Here is a 14,307-nt window from a genome sequence, read left to right as displayed (position 1 = left end):
CGTCCCGGGGTCCGTGGAGAGGACGGACATGCGCCTGTTCCGACGACTCGTCACCGACGTCAGCGCCCACTGCGACCTGCCGTGCGGCGTCTACGACCCCGCCCAGGCCCGCATCGAGGCCGAGTCGATCAAGGCCATCATCGGCAAGGTCGCCGACAACGACGACCCCGACTTCCGCACCCGCGCGATCATCATCAAGGAGCAGCGCGCGGAGCTGGTCAAGCACCACCTGTGGGTGCTGTGGACCGACTACTTCAAGGCCCCGCACTTCGAGAAGTACCCGAACCTGCACACGCTGTTCAACGAGGCCACCAAGCTCGCCGGCGCCTCCGGCGCCAAGGGCAGCCTCGACGCCGACGTGGCCGACCAGCTGCTGGCGAAGATCGCCGAGATCGACGCGATCTACAAGGAGACCAAGGCGGCCTGAGCCGTCCGCCGGGCACGACGCCCGGCACCGCACGACCCCGAGGGCCGGGACGCGTCAGGCGTCCCGGCCCTCCCTTGCGTCCGATCCGTCCCGATCGGGAGTAGGTTCTGCGTCGCCCCCGGGGCGAACCCCCACCCCGGGACGGACGCAGAGAGGCCGACGATGTCCGATCGCAGCACGTCCCACCACGACCAGTCGCCACCGGGTCCACCCGACCCGCGCGGCACGTCCCGCCCCGACGCCGACCGCACGCCGCTGAACTGGCTGCTGCTGGTGCCGATCGTCCTGTGCCTGGCCGTCGGCCTGTACAACCGCAGCGAGCCGAGCCTGTTCGGCATGCCGTTCTTCTACTGGTTCCAGCTCGCGATCATCCCCATCGGCGTGCTCTGCACGATCGCGGTCTACCGGGCGCACGTGCGCGGGAAGCGTGGTCGGTGATGGAGATCAACGCGGTCGAGATGGCCGTCTTCGTGTTCCTGTTCCTGCTCGTCACCGTGATGGGCTTCTACGCGGCGAACTGGCGCAAGGCCGAGTCGATGGAGCACCTCGACGAGTGGGGGCTCGGCGGGCGCAGCTTCGGCGGCTGGATCACCTGGTTCCTGCTCGGCGGCGACCTGTACACCGCGTACACCTTCGTCGCGGTCCCGGCGCTGATGTTCGGTGCGGGCGCCGCCGGCTTCTTCGCGGTGCCGTACACGATCATCGTGTACCCCCTCGTGCTGCTGTTCCTCGTCCGGCTGTGGTCGGTCAGCCACGTGCACGGCTTCGTCACCCCGGCCGACTTCGTCCGCGCCCGGTTCGACTCCCCCACGATGGCGCTGCTCGTGGCGATCACCGGCATCGTCGCGACCATGCCCTACATCGCGCTGCAGCTCGTGGGCATCGAGGCGGTGCTCAAGGCGATGGGCCTGACCGGCACCGGCTTCGTCTCGCACCTGCCGATCCTGATCGCGTTCGCGATCCTCGCCGCCTACACCTACAGCAGCGGCCTGCGGGCGCCGGCGCTGATCGCGTTCGTCAAGGACGCGCTGATCTACCTCGTCATCATCGTCGCGGTGATCTACATCCCAAGCCAGCTCGGCGGCTGGGACGGCATCTTCAGCGCCGCCGACGCCAAGTTCCAGGCCTCGCCCAACCCCGGCGACGGGGTCCTGCTCGCGTCCGGCCCGGCGCAGCTGCAGTACGCGACCCTCGCGCTCGGCTCGGCGATGGCGCTGTTCCTCTACCCGCACTCGCTCACCAGCGTGCTCGCGGCCAAGGACCGGCACACGATCCGGCGCAACATGGCCGCGCTGCCGGCCTACTCGTTCGTCCTCGGCCTGCTCGCGCTGCTCGGCTTCATGGCCATCGCCGCCGAGATCACGCCGATCGTCAACGAGGAGACCGGCAAGGTCGACGCCAACACCGTCGTCCCGCTCCTGTTCGACAAGATGTTCCCGGACTGGTTCGCCGGCGTCGCGTTCGCCGCCGTCGCCATCGGCGCCCTGGTGCCGGCCGCGATCATGTCCATCGCCGCGGCGAACCTGTTCACCCGCAACATCTACAAGGAGTACCTGAAGAAGGACGCCACCCCGGCGCAGGAGGCCAAGGTCTCCAAGCTCACCTCGCTGGTGGTCAAGGTCGGCGCGCTGCTGGTCATCGTGATGCTCGACCCGCAGTTCTCCATCGACCTGCAGCTCATCGGCGGCGTCATCATCCTGCAGACGCTGCCCGCGCTGGCACTCGGCCTGTACACCAGCTGGTTCCACCGCGGCGGCCTGATCGCCGGCTGGGTCGCCGGCATGGTCTCCGGGTTCTGGATGCTGTACACGATCAAGCAGGTCGGGGTCGACCCGGCGACCGGTGAGTGGGGTGCGGTCATCCGCCCGCACTTCGGCGGCTCGGCGTTCCCGCTGAAGAACCTCGGGCTCGACACCGACCTGATCGTCTACGCCGGGTTCATCGCCGTGGCGCTCAACCTGCTGGTGGCAGCGGTCGCCACGCTGGTGCTGCGGGCGATGAAGGTGGCCGAGGGCACCGACCGCACCCGCACGAACGACTACACCGCCGACGCCGGCGACCCGCGGGTCAAGGACCTCGACCTCGAGCACGCCGGCGGTCCGGGCTCCCCGCCCGACGCCTGACCCGTCCGTCCGCACGACCGACCGGGGAAGGTCCGGCACCGCCACGGTGCCGGACCTTCCCCGTTCCCGTGTCCCGGGCTGGCAGCATCGGGACGTGCCCACCGAGCCCGAGCCGCTGACCGCCGTCGCCCGACCCCTGACCGGCCAGCCGTTCACGCACCAGTCCTGGCGCGACCTCACGATGGTGCACTGGGCGGTCGACCCGTCCGCGGTGCGGCGGTTCATGCCGCCCGGGGTCGAGCCGGACGTCTGGCAGGGCCGCACCTTCGTCGGTCTGGTGCCGTTCCGGATGGTCGACGTCGCGGTCGCCGGCCCGGCCCTGCCGGGCGGCATCGGCACGTTCCTCGAGACCAACGTCCGGCTCTACTCGGTCGACGCGAGCGGCCGGCGGGGCGTGGTCTTCGTCAGCCTCGACGCAGAGCGGCTCGCGTTCGTCACCGCCACCCGCGCGACGACCGGCCTGCCCTACCGGTGGGCGACGATGCGGCACGAGCACTCGATCGGTCGCGACGGCGCCGACGAGCACCGCTACGTCACACACCTGCGCGGGCTGTACCGGCACGTGCGCAGCGTGGTGCGGACGCGGGTGCTCGAGCCGATGGAGCCGGGCCCGCTCGAGCTGTTCCTCACGGCCCGCTGGGGACTGCACGCCCAGCACCTGGGCCGCACCTGGTTCCTGCCGAACGAGCACGAACCGTGGCCGCTCCACCGCGCCGAGGTCGAGGTCGCCGACGACCTGGTGCCGCACGCCGGCATCGTCGGCACCTCGGGACGCGCGCCGGACCACGTGCTGTTCAGCCCCGGCGTGACGACGCGGTTCGGCCCGCCGGTGCGCGTCGACCGACCGGCGCGCACCGGTGGCTAGTCTCCGGGCATGAGCGACGACGCCCCCCGGACGGACGAGACCGCGACGACCACCGGCACCGAGGGGCACGGGGGCCAGCAGGTCACCCGGGTCGCGGCCGCGCACGGCGTCGACACCGTCTTCACGCTGTCCGGCGCGCACGTCTTCCCCGTCTACGACGCCGCGGTGAAGCACGAGCCCGGCCTGCGGCTGCTCGACGTGCGGCACGAGCAGACCGCCGTGTTCGCCGCCGAGGGGGTCGCGAAGCTGACCCGGCGTCCCGGCTTCGCCGTCGCGACGGCAGGACCCGGGGTGACGAACACCGTCTCGGCGGTCACCACCGCGCACTTCAACGGCTCGCCCGTGGTCGTGCTCGGCGGCCGCGCCCCGGCGTGGCGGTGGGGCACCGGGAGCCTGCAGGAGATGGACCACGTCCCGCTGCTGGCGCCGGTCACCAAGCACGCGGCCACCGTCGACCGGGTCGACGACATCACCGCGGGGACGGCGGCCGCGTTCTCGGCCGCGGTGTCGCCGCACCGCGGACCGGCGTTCCTCGACGTCCCGATGGACGTGCTGTTCTCGCGGTGCGCGCTGCCCGACGTCCCCGAGGTCGTCGCGCCGGCCCCGCTCGAGCCGGACGACGCGGCGCTCGACGCGGCGGTGCGGGCGCTCGGCGGGGCGCGGCACCCGGTGCTGGTGCTCGGGTCGGACGTGTGGACGTGCGGTGCCGAGGACGCGGCCCGCCGGCTGGCCGAGCGGCTCGGCGTGCCCGTCGTCTCGAACGGGATGGGTCGCGGTGTCGTGCCCGCCAGCCACCCGCTGCTCGCCACCCGCGCCCGCGGCGCGGCGTTCGGCGGCGCCGACCTCGTCGTGGTGGTCGGCACGCCACTCGACTTCCGGCTCGGGTACGGGCAGTTCGGAGGCGGGGACGGCGCCGCACACGCCCCGGTCGTGCACGTCGTCGACGCCCCGGACCAGCTGGCCGGGCACGTCGACCTCGCCGCCGGCCTCGCCGGCGACCTCGCGCTGGTGCTCGACCTGCTCGCCGAGCGCACGCAGCAGGTCGACCGCGCCGAGGTCGACCGCTGGGCAACGGGTCTGGCCGACGCGGCGGCGGCCGCCGTCGCGAAGGACGCCGACCTGCTCGCGTCCGCGTCCGACCCGGTGCACCCGGCCCGCATCTACGGCGAGCTGAACCGCCGGCTCGACCCCGACGCCGTCGTGATCGGCGACGGCGGCGACTTCGTCTCGTTCGCAGGCCGTTTCGTCGAGCCGAGGATGCCGGGACGCTGGATGGACCCCGGACCGTTCGGCTGCCTCGGCACCGGTCTCGGCTACGCGGTGGCCGCGCGGCTCTCGCACCCGACGAGCCAGGTGGTGCTGCTGCTCGGCGACGGCGCGTCCGGCTTCTCGCTGATGGACGTCGACACCCTCGTCCGGCACGGGCTGCCGGTCGTCATGGTGATGGGCAACAACGGCGTGTGGGGGCTCGAGAAGGGCCCGATGAACATGCTCTACGGCTACGACGTGGTCGCCGACCTCACCCCGCAGACGCGGTACGACCAGGTCGTCACCGCGCTCGGCGGCGGCGGCGAGCTCGTCACCTCGCCCGAGCAGATCGGGCCCGCGCTCGACCGCGCGTTCGCGTCCGGCGTCCCGTACCTGGTGAACGTCGCGACCGACCCGGCCGCGGCGTACCCGCGCCAGACGCTGGGGGTGTGACGGCGTGCTGGTGAGGCCCGCCCGCGACGACGAGCTCGACCAGGCCGGGCGCCTGGTCGCGCAGGCCTACCGCGACGGCGACCCGACGGGTACGCCGGACCCCTACCTCGAGGTGGTCGCGGACGCCCGGGCGCGCAGCCGCGACGGCGAGGTGCTCGTGGCCGTCGACGACGACGGGACGCTGCTCGGCAGCGTCACGTTCGCGCTGCCGCCGTCGCCGCTGGCCGAGCTCGGCCGCGACGACGAGGGCGAGTTCCGGATGCTCGGCGTCACCGCGTCCGCCCAGGGACGCGGGGTGGGTGCCGCGCTCGTGCGCGCCTGCCTCGACCGGTCGCGAGCCGCGGGCAAGGCGGGCGTGGTGCTCTGCACCCAGGAGTGGATGCGGTCGGCGCAGCGGCTGTACGAGCGGCAGGGGTTCGTCCGCGACCCGGACCGCGACTGGCAGCCGGTGCCGGGTGTGCAGCTGCTGGCCTACCGCCTGCGCTTCGACGCCGCCCCGCCCGCCCCGGAGCACTGAACGAGGCTCGCTGGCGTGTCACGCGTGTCGTTCGGCCACTTCGGTGTCACGTCCGACACTGAACTGAGGAAACGGACCAGGGGTCAGGGGGTCGGGACGCGGGCCAGGAAGCGCTCGGGGTCGACCAGGACGCGGGTGACCTCGCCGGTCGCGAGCAGGCGGTCGTCGGCGGCGTCCTCGGCGCGGACGGCGAAGTGCAGCAGCCGGCCGTCCTGGCGCTCCAGCTCGGCGGTCACGCGCACGCCTGAGCCGACGGCCGAGGCGGCGAGGTGCTCGAGCCGCACCCGGGTGCCGACCGACGTGCGGCCGTCGGCGCCGGACACCTCGACCGCGCAGGTGGCCGCCTCGCACCAAGCGAGCAGCCGCGGGGTGGCGAGGACGGGCAGGTCGCCGCTGCCGAGGGCGGACGCGGTGTCCTCGGCGGTGACGGCGAACGACAGGGTGGTCAGCTGAGCAGCCCCAGCCGGCGCAGCTCGACCGTGAGGTCGTGCGGGTTCGAGGAGGCGCCCATGGCGTCCTCGAGCGAGACGACGCCGTCGCGGTACAGGCCCACCAGGTGCTGGTCGAAGGTCTGCATCCCGTAGAAGCCGCCCTCGGAGATCAGCTCGGTGATCGAGGAGGTCTTCTCCGGGTCGGCGATCGCGTCGGCGATGCGGCCGGTGTTGATGCAGATCTCCATCACGACCGTGCGGCCCTGGCCGTCGGCGCGGGGCACGAGGCGCTGGCAGATGATGCCGCGCAGCGAGGCGGCCAGCGAGAGCCGCACCTGCTTCTGCTCGTGCGGCGGGAAGAAGTCGATGACGCGGGTGATCGTCTCGGCGGCGTCCGTGGTGTGCAGCGTCGACATCACGAAGTGGCCGGTCTCGGACGCGGACAGCGCCGCGCCGACGGTCTCGGAGTCGCGCATCTCGCCGACCAGGACGACATCGGGGTCCTGGCGCATCGCGGCCCGCAGCGCCACCGCGAAGTTCTCGGTGTCGATGCGCACCTCGCGCTGGTTGATCATCGCCGTCTTGTCCTGGTGGAGGACCTCGATGGGGTCCTCGATGGTGACGATGTGGACCTCGCGGTTGGTGTTGATGTGGTCGACCATCGCCGCGAGCGTGGTGGTCTTGCCCGAGCCGGTGGGGCCGGTGACGAGCACCAGGCCGCGGGGCTCGAGGGCCAGGGCCGCGAGCGCCGGCGGCATGCCGAGCTCGCCGAGCGAGAGCGCGCCGATGGCGACCCGGCGGAAGACCAGGCCGACGGAGCCGCGGGAGCGGAAGGCGTTGACGCGGAACCGGCCCACGCCCGGGATCGAGTAGCCGAAGTCGGCCTCGTTGGTCTTGGCGAAGACCTCCTTGAGGTCCGGCCGGATGATCTCGTCGAGCATCGCCTGGGTGTCGGCGGGCGTCAGGTCGCGCGAGCGGAGCTTGCGCAGCCGGCCGTCGATGCGGATGCGGGGGGCGGAGCCCACCTTGCAGTGCAGGTCCGAGCCGGTGAGCTCGGACAGCGCGCGCAGGAACGGCGCGACGGACAGCGGCTGCTCCACGGTCTCGGCCGCCGGCGCGGAGGGCTGGCTGCTCACGTGCTCGCTCACGGTGGTCACCCGGTCTGTGTCGGCACCGCGACGGCCGTCCTTGAGCCCCCGGCGAAGGTGCGCCGGTAGGCCGTCGGCGACGTCCCGATGCGGGCGAAGTGCTCCCGCAGCACCGCGGAGGAGCCGAACCCGCTGCGGCGGGCGACCTGCTCGACCGGCAGGTCGGACCCCTCGAGCAGCTCGCGGGCCCGGTCGAGCCGCTGGGCGTTGACCCAGGCCGCCGGGCTGACCCCGGTGGCAGCCCGGAACCGGCGGGCGAAGGTGCGCTCGGACATCTGCGCGCGCCGCGCCAGCCGGGCGACCGGCAGGTCCTCCTCCAGGTGCTCGAGCGCCCACGCGACGACGGGTGCGAAGCCCTCGTCGTCGCACACCGGCACCGGCTGGTGGATGTACTGCGCCTGGCCGCCGTCGCGGTGCGGCGGCACCACCATCCGGCGGGCGATGGTGCCGGCGACCGCGGCGCCCTGCTCCTCCCGGACGACGTGCAGGCACGCGTCGATGCCCGCGGCCGTGCCCGCGCTGGTGACGACGGTGCCGTCCTGGACGTAGAGCACGTCCGGATCGACCCGGACGGCCGGGAAGCGGCGCACCAGGTCGTCGGTGTAGCGCCAGTGGGTGGTGGCGCGCCGGCCGTCGAGCACCCCCGCCTCGGCCAGGGTGAAGGCGCCGGAGCAGACGCTGAGGACCCAGGCGCCGCGGTCGACCGCCCGGCGCAGCAGGTCGCGGACCCGCGGGTCGACGCCCGTCCCCGGGACGTGCCGGCGGTCGGCCTGCCCCTGGTACGGGTAGCCGTGGGCGGGCACGGCCACCAGGTCGGCGGTCTCGGCGCGCTCCAGGTCGTGCTCGACGTGCAGGTCGAAGCCCGCCGACGTGGGCACCCGGCCGGGGTCGGGGGTGACGACGGCGAAGTCGACCAGCGGCACGCCCTGCTCGGTGCGGTCGATGCCGAACACCTCGCAGAGCACCCCGAGCTCGAACGGCGTGACACCCGGGAGGGCGACGGCGACGGCGGAACGCAGCACCCGACGAGTGTGCCACAGGTGCTGGCAGGAATTCGACGAACGCTGTCGCGTCTGCCACTGGTGGCAGAATCGCCGCGGGAGCAGACTTTCTGCCATGACCGCACTCGTAATCGTCGCAGCCGTCCTCGCCACCGCCGTCCTGCTGGTCGCCCTCGTCAAGGTCGTCCGGTCCGGCGGGTACCCGTCCCCCTCCGCCCGCGTCCACGAGTGGACGACGGCGGACCAGGCCCCCGAGCGCCCCTACCGCGACCTCCCCCGCGTCGCCTGACCGCGCGGCCGGCCCCCGGGCCCGTCCGGTCCGGCCGCTCTCGGTGTGGGACGATGGGCGCAGGCAGTCCCCGACCGAGGAGCGACTAGATGAGCAAGCGCGCGCGCAAGCGCCGTTCCCGCAAGGGCAACGGCGCCAACCACGGCAAGCGTCCCAACGCCTGAGCCGTCCGCACGGACCCGTGCGAAGGCCCCGACCGGATCCCGGTCGGGGCCTTCGTCGTCCGCGGTGCGCGCCCTGCGCTACGCCTCGTACCGAACGCGGATCTGGGTGATCTGGGTCATGATCCGGAGCCGGAGGTTCTCCGGCGCCGGCTCGTGGCACGACCGCCGGACCAGCGCCTTGAGCGCCTCCTCGAGGTCGTACTGCTGCAGGCAGGGGGCGCACTCGGCGAGGTGGTGCTTGATCCGCTCCACGTCCATCCGGGTCACCTCCTTGTCGAGGTAGGTCCAGACCTCGTCAAGGACCTCCCGGCAGTCCTCGTCGTGGGGGTCGCCGCAGCTCATGACCTGACCTCCTGCGCACCCGCGGCGGGCACCAGACCCCGCTCGCGGGCGTAGTCCTCGAGCAGCGCCCGCAGCTGGCGACGGCCACGGTGCAGACGCGACATGACGGTGCCGATCGGGGTGCCCATGATCTCGGCGATCTCCTTGTAGGCGAACCCCTCGACGTCGGCGTAGTAGACGGCCATCCGGAAGTCCTCGGGGAGCGACTGGAGGGCGTCCTTGACGTCGGAGTCGGGCAGCCGGTCGAGCGCCTCGTGCTCGGCCGAGCGCAGCCCCGTCGAGCTGTGCGACTCCGCCCGCGCCAGCTGCCAGTCCTCGATCTCCTCGGCCGCGGACTGCTGCGGCTGGCGCTGCTTCTTGCGATACGAGTTGATGTAGGTGTTGGTGAGGATGCGGTACAGCCAGGCCTTGAGGTTCGTGCCCGGGCGGTACTGGTGGAAGGACGCGAACGCCTTCGTGAAGGTCTCCTGCACCAGGTCCTCGGCGTCGGCCGGGTTGCGGGTCATCCGCAGGGCCGCCGAGTACAGCTGGTCGAGGTACTGCAGCGCGTCGCCCTCGAACCGGACGAGCCGCTGCTCGGCGCTCTCGTCCTCGGGCGCGCGGGTGTCGCCCGGTTCGCCCAGGTCGACCTCGGGGACGGACGTGCCGTCGGTGCTCTCGCTCATCACCGTCGAGGGTAGTCCCGCCCCGCAGCCGCCGCGCACCCGGCGGGACGGGCCCGCGCTGCGCGCGAGCGTGCGCCCGGTCGTCGTCGTGGCCTGCATACCCGCCTCCAACAGCAGGTCGCGGGGACGCATTCCGGGGTGCCGGGCCGACCACTAGGTTGGCGACCATGTCGCCGCGTCTGTCGTCCCCGAGCTTCATGTCCCTGCTGCAGGACCAGGTCCGCAACGAGTTCTCCGCGAGCCAGCAGTACGTCGCGCTCGCGGTGTGGTTCGACGACCACGACCTGCCGCAGCTCGCCGCCCACTTCTACCGCCAGTCGGTGGAGGAGCGGAACCACGCGATGATGCTCGTGCAGTACCTGCTCGACCGCGACGTGAAGCCGGTCATCTCCGGCGTCGACCCGGTGCGCAACGACTTCGCCTCCGTCACCGAGCCGATCGCGCTCGCGCTGGAGCAGGAGCAGGAGGTGACCCGGCAGATCGAGGGCCTGTTCCGCGCCGCGCGCAAGGAGGACGACGCCCTCGGCGAGCAGTTCATGCTGTGGTTCCTCAAGGAGCAGGTCGAGGAGGTCGCCTCGATGACCACCCTGCTGGCGGTGGCCGAGCGCGCGGGCGACAACCTGTTCCACCTCGAGGACTACCTGGCCCGCGAGCAGGTCGGCGACGCCGGGCAGCAGGACGCCTCGGCCCCGGCGGCCGCGGGCGGCGCGCTGTAGGGCCGGCGCCCCTCAGACGTCGAGCGCCTCCTGCTGCTCGCCGAGCAGCTCGCCGGTGACCGGGTCGACCACGCCGACCAGCTCGTCGACCGGCACCGGCTCGACCAGCTCGGGGCCGTTGTTGGCCGCGTTGCTGACCAGCAGCGACACCGGTACGGCCACGAACCGGCCGGCGGGCGGGGGCTCGAGCAGCCGCTCCACCTGCTCGCGGTCGGTGACGGACGGGTCGAGCCAGTCGTCCCAGCGGTCGCGGTCGAGCACCACCGGCATCCGGTCGTGGATGCGGTCGAGCCCCGGCTCGGCGTCGGTGGTGAGCACGGTGAAGGTGGTGAGCCAGGCGTCCGGGTCGTCGGGCGCGGCCGCCGGGTCCTTCCAGAACTCGTACAGCCCGGCCAGCGCGACCCGGCCGCCGTCGCGCCGGCGCATGTGGAACGGCTGCTTGCGCGGACGTCCCCTGGCGTCGAGGGCGCTCGGGCTCTTCTGCCACTCGTACCAGCCGTCGGCCGGCACGAGCGCCCGGCGGACCGTGGCGGCGCGCTTGAAGGCGGGCTTGGTGAACAGCGAGTCGGTGCGGGCGTTGATCATGCGGGCGCCACCCTTGCGGTCCTTGGACCACGACGGCACCAGGCCCCAGACCAGCGTGCGCAGCTGGCGCACCGGCTCGGGCGAGGGCTCGGGGTCGTCGTCGGTGGGGCGCCGTGGCCGCTCGAGGACCACCGGCGCGCTCTTGGTCGGGGCGACGTTCCAGTCGGGCTCGAGCCCGCCGGTGCGGTCGTCGACGACCTCGAACTCCTCGGCGAGCTCGTCGGCGTTCGCGCTGGCTGCGTAGCGTCCGCACATGGACCCCACTCTGGCACCCGCCACCGACGGCCGGTGGGCTGCGGGCCGGGGGTCCCGCCAGGGGTCGCCCGGGGGGCGTGCGTGCGGTACGAAAGGACCATGAGCATCGTGCGCCGTCTCGCCCGTCCCCTGCTGGCCGCCCCGTTCGTGCTGGAGGGCGTCGAGCACGTGCGGCACCCCGGGCCGCGCGTCGACACCGCGCGTCCGGTGGTGAGCCGCCTGGCCGAGCCGCTGCGGCTGCCCGACGACCCCGAGATGCTGGTGCGCGCCAACGGCGCGGCGATGGCGCTCGCCGGTTCGCTGCTGGCGACCGGCCGGCTCCCCCGGCTCGCCGCCGCGGTGCTCGCGGCCACGGTCGTGCCGGCCACCTACGTCGACAACCAGTTCTGGTCCGAGAAGGACCCGGAGCGCAAGGCGCAGCAGCGCACCCGGTTCCTCACCTCGCTCGGTCTGCTCGGCGGCGCGCTGCTCGCGGCCGTCGACACCGACGGGCGCCCGGGCCTGGCCTGGCGCAGCGAGCGGGCCGCCAAGGACGCCAAGCGCGCCGCCGGTCTCGCCAAGCGCGATGCCAGGCGCGCCGGCCGCCTGGCCCGGCACGAGACGCGCACGCTGGCCAAGGGCGCGCGCCGCGAGGCGAAGCTGGCCCGCACGAAGGTGGAGGCGGCGGTCTCCTGACCGTGCCCCCGGCCGCGCCCTCGACTCCGCCCGTCGTCCGGACGGCCCCGCGGGCGCGGCGGGACGCGTCCTAGGCTGCCGGGCGTGACCGACCTCTGGCCCGCACCCACGCCGTCCGCGCCGCTCGACGCCGTCGTGCGCCTGCCGGGGTCGAAGTCGCTCACCAACCGCTACCTGGTGCTGGCGGCGCTCGCCGACGCCCCGTCGGTGCTGCGAGCGCCGCTGCGCTCGCGCGACACGCTGCTGATGGCCGAGGCGCTGCGCACCCTGGGCGTCGCCGTCGAGGACGACTACGCGGGCGACGACTGGCACGTCGTGCCGGGCGACCTCACCGGCGACGTCGAGGTGCGCACCGGCCTGGCCGGCACGGTGATGCGGTTCCTGCCGCCGGTGGCGGCGCTCGCCGACGGCCCGGTGCGCTTCGACGGCGACGAGCAGGCGCGGGTGCGTCCGATGGGTCCGGTGCTGACGGCGCTGCGGTCGCTCGGCGTCGAGGTCGACGACGGCGGCCGCGGCACGCTGCCCTTCACGGTGCACGGTCAGGGTGCCGGTGTGCCCGGCGGTCGCGCGGTCATCGACGCGTCGGCGTCGAGCCAGTTCGTCTCGGGGCTGCTGCTGTCGGGCGCGCGCTACGTCGAGGGCGTCACCGTGGTGAACGACGGGAAGGCGGTGCCGAGCGAGCCGCACCTGCAGATGACCGTCGAGACCCTGCGCGACTGCGGCGTCGTGGTCGACGACAGCACGCCGAACCGGTGGCGGGTCGAGCCGGGCCCGATCGGGGCGCTCGACGTGCAGGTCGAGCCCGACCTGTCGAACGCCGGGCCGTTCCTGGCCGCGGCGCTGGTGTGCGGGGGCAGGGTCACGGTGGCCGACTGGCCGCAGCGCACGACCCAGGCCGGCGACGGCTGGCGCGACCTGCTCGACCAGATGGGCGCCGAGGTCGCCCTGCACCAGGACGGTCTCACCGTCGAGGGCACCGGCGAGCTGTACGGCATCGACGCCGACCTGCACGACGTCGGCGAGCTGACGCCCGTCGTCGCCGCCCTCTGCGCGCTGGCCGACTCGCCCTCGACGCTGCGCGGCGTCGCCCACCTGCGCGGGCACGAGACCGACCGTCTGGCCGCGCTCGCGACCGAGCTGTCGGCGCTCGGTGCCGACGTGACCGAGACCGAGGACGGCCTCCGTATCGTGCCGAAGCCGTTGCAGGGCGGGCGGTTCCGCACGTACCACGACCACCGGATGGCGCACGCCGGCGCGGTCGTCGGTCTGCGCGTGCCCGGTGTGCTCGTCGAGGACGTCGCCACGACCGCCAAGACGATGCCCGACTTCCCGGGTCTGTGGCACCAGGTGCTCGGGACGCCTGCGACCTGATGGCCCGCCGCTGGAGCGAGGACGACGTCCGGGTCCGCCCGAACCCCAAGGGGTCCCGGCCCCGCACCAAGGACCGTCCACGGCACGCCGACGCCGTCCCCGGCCGGGTGCTGACCGTCGACCGCGGCCGGTACGGGGTGCTGGTGGGCGACGGCGACGACGAGCGCACCGTCACCGCGATGAAGGCGCGCGAGCTCGGCCGCACCGGGGTCGTCGTCGGCGACCGCGTCGGCCTGGTCGGCGACGTGTCGGGGGCCGAGGGGTCGCTCGCACGGGTCGTGCGCGTCGAGGAGCGGACGGGGACGCTGCGCCGCACCGCCGACGACACCGACCCGGTCGAGCGGGTGATCGTCACCGGCGTCGACCAGCTCGTCATCGTGACCGCGCTGGCCGACCCCGAGCCGCGCCCCCGGATGGTCGACCGCTGCCTGGTCGCCGCCTACGACGCCGGCCTCGAGCCGCTGCTGTGCCTCACCAAGGCCGACCTCGTCGACGCCGCACCGTTCCTCGCGCTGTACGAGGCGCTCGACGTGCCGGTGGTGGTGACGCGGCGCGACGAGGCGCGCGACCTCCACGGGGTCGAGGCCGTCCGCGAGCGGCTGCTCGGCCGCGACAGCGTCCTGATCGGGCACTCCGGGGTCGGCAAGTCCACGTTGGTGAACGCGCTGGTGCCGGCGGCCGACCGGGCGACCGGGGTCGTGAACGCGGTCACCGGACGCGGGCGGCACACCTCGTCTTCGGCCGTCGCCTTCCCGCTGCACGACGACGACGGCGACACCGTCGGCTGGGTCACCGACACCCCCGGCGTCCGCTCGTTCGGTCTGGCGCACGTGCAGCCGGCCGGACTGCTGGACGCCTTCCCCGATCTGGAACCCGGTGAGGCGCAGTGCCCGCGGGGGTGCACGCACGACGAGGAGGAGTGCGCCCTCGACGAGTACGTCGCGTCCGGCGCGGCCGGCGACCACGGCGCCGCACGGCTCGACTCCTTCCGCCGGCTGCTGCGGGCGCTGGTGGGCGGCGAGGACTGACGCG

The 14,307-nt window shown here is 73.6% G+C and carries 18 protein-coding genes; 12 read left to right on the top strand and 6 right to left on the bottom strand.

Going from position 1 to position 14,307, the window contains the following annotated elements:
* Window positions 1-28: 28 nt before the first annotated feature.
* The 6 genes from sodN (at window position 29) to ACYVKY_RS01990 (ending at window position 5,633) form a co-directional block, all read left to right on the top strand.
* The gene (gene sodN / locus ACYVKY_RS02015) at window positions 29-427 is read left to right on the top strand and encodes a superoxide dismutase, Ni (RefSeq protein ID WP_460433315.1); all 399 of its coding nucleotides are present in this window, start codon (window positions 29-31) and stop codon (window positions 425-427) included.
* Window positions 428-589: 162 nt separating this feature from the next.
* Window positions 590-865 (top strand): DUF3311 domain-containing protein, encoded by a 276-nt coding sequence (locus ACYVKY_RS02010; RefSeq protein WP_460433314.1) that lies wholly within the window; start codon window positions 590-592, stop codon window positions 863-865.
* Entirely contained in the window at window positions 865-2,550 is a 1,686-nt protein-coding gene (gene mctP / locus ACYVKY_RS02005; protein ID WP_460433313.1) for a sodium:solute symporter family protein, read from the top strand. The genes ACYVKY_RS02010 and mctP overlap by 1 nt, the downstream gene beginning before the upstream one ends.
* A 94-nt stretch (window positions 2,551-2,644) precedes the next feature.
* The gene (locus ACYVKY_RS02000; RefSeq protein WP_460433312.1) at window positions 2,645-3,415 is read left to right on the top strand and encodes a YqjF family protein; all 771 of its coding nucleotides are present in this window, start codon (window positions 2,645-2,647) and stop codon (window positions 3,413-3,415) included.
* Window positions 3,416-3,424: 9 nt separating this feature from the next.
* On the top strand, window positions 3,425-5,116 hold the full coding sequence (locus ACYVKY_RS01995) for an acetolactate synthase (RefSeq protein WP_460433311.1): 1,692 nt from the start codon (window positions 3,425-3,427) through the stop codon (window positions 5,114-5,116).
* Window positions 5,117-5,126: 10 nt separating this feature from the next.
* Window positions 5,127-5,633, top strand: coding sequence for a GNAT family N-acetyltransferase (locus ACYVKY_RS01990; protein WP_460433310.1), 507 nt, complete (start codon window positions 5,127-5,129; stop codon window positions 5,631-5,633).
* A gap of 83 nt (window positions 5,634-5,716) precedes the next feature.
* Here ACYVKY_RS01990 and ACYVKY_RS01985 read toward each other — a convergent pair whose 3' ends face one another.
* From ACYVKY_RS01985 to ACYVKY_RS01975, 3 genes are all read right to left on the bottom strand, one after another.
* On the bottom strand, window positions 5,717-6,073 hold the full coding sequence (locus ACYVKY_RS01985) for a thioesterase family protein (protein ID WP_460433354.1): 357 nt from the start codon (window positions 6,071-6,073) through the stop codon (window positions 5,717-5,719).
* Between the two features lie 5 nt (window positions 6,074-6,078).
* The gene (locus tag ACYVKY_RS01980) at window positions 6,079-7,152 is read right to left on the bottom strand and encodes a type IV pilus twitching motility protein PilT (protein ID WP_460433353.1); all 1,074 of its coding nucleotides are present in this window, start codon (window positions 7,150-7,152) and stop codon (window positions 6,079-6,081) included.
* Window positions 7,153-7,217: 65 nt separating this feature from the next.
* Entirely contained in the window at window positions 7,218-8,234 is a 1,017-nt protein-coding gene (locus ACYVKY_RS01975; protein WP_460433309.1) for a GlxA family transcriptional regulator, read from the bottom strand.
* A 94-nt stretch (window positions 8,235-8,328) separates the two neighbouring features.
* Between ACYVKY_RS01975 and ACYVKY_RS01970 the strand changes: the two genes are divergently transcribed.
* Window positions 8,329-8,502 carry a hypothetical protein gene (locus ACYVKY_RS01970; RefSeq protein ID WP_460433308.1) on the top strand — a complete coding sequence of 58 codons (174 nt, stop codon included), beginning with the start codon at window positions 8,329-8,331 and terminating at the stop codon, window positions 8,500-8,502.
* Between the two features lie 89 nt (window positions 8,503-8,591).
* Window positions 8,592-8,666 carry a 50S ribosomal protein bL37 gene (locus ACYVKY_RS01965; RefSeq protein ID WP_460433352.1) on the top strand — a complete coding sequence of 25 codons (75 nt, stop codon included), beginning with the start codon at window positions 8,592-8,594 and terminating at the stop codon, window positions 8,664-8,666.
* A 78-nt stretch (window positions 8,667-8,744) separates the two neighbouring features.
* On the opposite strand, the gene rsrA is transcribed toward ACYVKY_RS01965, so the two are convergent.
* Entirely contained in the window at window positions 8,745-9,008 is a 264-nt protein-coding gene (gene rsrA / locus ACYVKY_RS01960; RefSeq protein ID WP_460433307.1) for an anti-sigma factor RshA, read from the bottom strand.
* Complete coding sequence (locus ACYVKY_RS01955; protein WP_460433306.1) at window positions 9,005-9,772, bottom strand: sigma-70 family RNA polymerase sigma factor; 768 nt, start codon at window positions 9,770-9,772, stop codon at window positions 9,005-9,007. The genes rsrA and ACYVKY_RS01955 overlap by 4 nt, the downstream gene beginning before the upstream one ends.
* Before the next feature lie 68 nt (window positions 9,773-9,840).
* On the opposite strand from ACYVKY_RS01955, the gene ACYVKY_RS01950 reads away from it, so the two are divergent.
* Window positions 9,841-10,389, top strand: coding sequence for a ferritin (locus tag ACYVKY_RS01950; protein ID WP_460433305.1), 549 nt, complete (start codon window positions 9,841-9,843; stop codon window positions 10,387-10,389).
* Between the two features lie 12 nt (window positions 10,390-10,401).
* Here ACYVKY_RS01950 and ACYVKY_RS01945 read toward each other — a convergent pair whose 3' ends face one another.
* Window positions 10,402-11,229 carry an SOS response-associated peptidase gene (locus ACYVKY_RS01945; protein WP_460433304.1) on the bottom strand — a complete coding sequence of 276 codons (828 nt, stop codon included), beginning with the start codon at window positions 11,227-11,229 and terminating at the stop codon, window positions 10,402-10,404.
* Between the two features lie 99 nt (window positions 11,230-11,328).
* On the opposite strand from ACYVKY_RS01945, the gene ACYVKY_RS01940 reads away from it, so the two are divergent.
* From ACYVKY_RS01940 to rsgA, 3 genes are all read left to right on the top strand, one after another.
* Entirely contained in the window at window positions 11,329-11,904 is a 576-nt protein-coding gene (locus ACYVKY_RS01940) for a DoxX family membrane protein (protein WP_460433303.1), read from the top strand.
* An 84-nt stretch (window positions 11,905-11,988) separates the two neighbouring features.
* A complete protein-coding gene (aroA, locus tag ACYVKY_RS01935; RefSeq protein WP_460433302.1) occupies window positions 11,989-13,275 on the top strand; it encodes a 3-phosphoshikimate 1-carboxyvinyltransferase in 1,287 nt (428 codons plus the stop codon).
* Window positions 13,275-14,303: a ribosome small subunit-dependent GTPase A gene (rsgA, locus tag ACYVKY_RS01930; RefSeq protein WP_460433301.1), complete on the top strand. Its 1,029-nt coding sequence runs from the start codon at window positions 13,275-13,277 to the stop codon at window positions 14,301-14,303. Before aroA ends, rsgA begins: the two co-directional genes overlap by 1 nt.
* Window positions 14,304-14,307: the final 4 nt, after the last annotated feature.

This window comes from Angustibacter speluncae, from assembly GCF_054777815.1.
The sequence above is the reverse complement of the archived record's forward strand: the minus strand, read 5'-3'. Positions and strand labels throughout refer to the sequence as shown.